Source organism: Bradyrhizobium sp. Ken64 (assembly GCF_055807555.1).
Window position 1 is genome coordinate 1 of the sequence record NZ_JBVVPA010000113.1, and the last position, 263, is coordinate 263.

1 pseudogene is annotated in these 263 nt (G+C 59.7%); it reads right to left on the reverse strand.

Going from position 1 to position 263, the window contains the following annotated elements:
• Positions 1–257 (reverse strand): annotated as a pseudogene (locus AC0L2F_RS35865) (DUF1631 family protein); the annotation flags it as partial.
• Positions 258–263: the final 6 nt, after the last annotated feature.

Here is a 263-nt window from a genome sequence, read left to right on the forward strand (position 1 = left end):
TGGGCCAGCAGCAGTACCTGGCTCCAGGTGTGTTGCACGAATTGCACCACGAACGGCGGCAAGGCTTTGCCCAGCAATCGTCGGTTGAGCACCTGGGCCACACGCTGGCGGGCCACATCAGTACGCAGACGGCCGTCCTCGACCTAACGGGTGTGCCGTTCCAGCAACTCACTGCGCTGGCGCTCTTCGTTGATGAATGCGCTGAATTGAGCCAGGAGTTGCGAAAAAATGGCCGGATCTTCACCGAACTCATTCAACAGGCG